Source organism: Nonomuraea sp. NPDC003201 (assembly GCF_053590415.1).
In genome coordinates this window covers 1-1,305 of sequence record NZ_JBSFTC010000751.1, presented here as the reverse complement: position 1 = coordinate 1,305, position 1,305 = coordinate 1, and the positions used below count along the sequence as shown (strand labels likewise).

1 protein-coding gene is annotated in these 1,305 nt (G+C 65.7%); it reads left to right on the top strand.

All coding sequences use genetic code 11. The annotated features are described in order from the left end of the window. Window positions 1–69 precede the first annotated feature (69 nt). Window positions 70–1,274, top strand: a protein-coding gene (locus ACWDX9_RS63370; RefSeq protein ID WP_449973463.1) for an IS3 family transposase whose coding sequence is annotated in 2 segments (ribosomal slippage) — window positions 70–361 and window positions 361–1,274 — 1,206 coding nt in all. Because the reading frame shifts where the segments join, the coding sequence is not laid out codon by codon here. Window positions 1,275–1,305: the final 31 nt, after the last annotated feature.

Sequence of the window (1,305 nt, the reverse complement as noted above, 5' to 3'; positions counted from 1 at the left end):
GGGCGTTCCCCCTTGGACGTGGACACCTTGGAGACTGGATCTTGAGGTCCAGGGGAAGAGATGTCCTTGATGGTGATGAAGAACTACCCGCCTGAGTTCAAGGCCGACGCGGTGGCGTTGGTGTTGTCGAGGCCGGACCGGACAATCACGTCGATCGCGAGGGATCTGGGGGTCAGTCGCGAGACGCTGCGCGTGTGGGTGCGTGCCGCGCAAGCTCGGGGCGAGGGAGAGCCGGCTGGGAAGACGGCATCGTCTGAGCGCGTAGCGTCGGACGACGTGCTGGAAGAGGAGAACAAGCAGCTCAAGGCTCGGATCCGGGAGCTGGAGCTGGAGCGGGACATCCTGCGCAAAGCTGCCAAGCTTTTCGCGGGCGAGACGAACTGGTGAGCCGCTTCCAGTTTGTTGAGGACCACAAGGCGCTCTTCGGGGTGAAGCGGTTGTGCCGAGTGCTGCAGGTGTCACGCTCAGGCTTCTACCGGTGGCTGAAGGGCGCCGGTGCGCGGCTGGCCCGCGGTATGGCCGATGAGGAGCTGGCCGGGCGGATGCGGCGGATCCACGCCGAGCATGACGGTACCTATGGCTCGCCCCGGATGACAGCCGAGTTGCGCGCGGCTGGCATCAAGGTCAACCACAAGCGGGTGGAGCGGGTGATGCGCGAGCACGGCATCGTCGGGCTGCATCTGCGCAAGAAGATCCGCACCACGGTCCCTGAGCCGGATGCCCGGCCGGTCCCGGATCTGCTGCAGCGCGACTTCACCGCCGAGGAGCCGAACAGCCGCTACGTCGGCGATATCACGTACCTGCCCGTCGGTGGCGGCGCGTTTCTCTACCTGGCCACGGTCGTGGATCTGTACTCGCGGCGTCTGGTGGGCTGGTCGATCGCCGATCACATGCGCACCGAACTCGTCGTCGACGCGTTGCAAGCCGCTGCGAACACCCGAGGTGACCGCCTCGACGGCGCGATCTTTCACAGCGACAACGGCGGGCAGTATTGCTCTCGGGAGTTCGCGCGAGCGTGTCGAAGACTGGGGGTCACCCGCTCACGCGGAGCGGTCGGGACCAGCGCCGACAACGCTCTGGCCGAGTCGTTCAACGCGACCCTCAAACGCGAGACGCTTCAGGGCGCGCACCGATGGCCCGACGCTCAGACCGCCCGCCTGGCGGTATTCCGATGGATCACTCGATACAACACGATCAGGCGGCACTCCCGCCTCAGCCAGCTGAGCCCAATCGACTACGAGAAGACGACAGATAGCCTGAAGACTGCCGCCTGAGATCGGTGTCCACGCTCAGGGGGAAACTCCC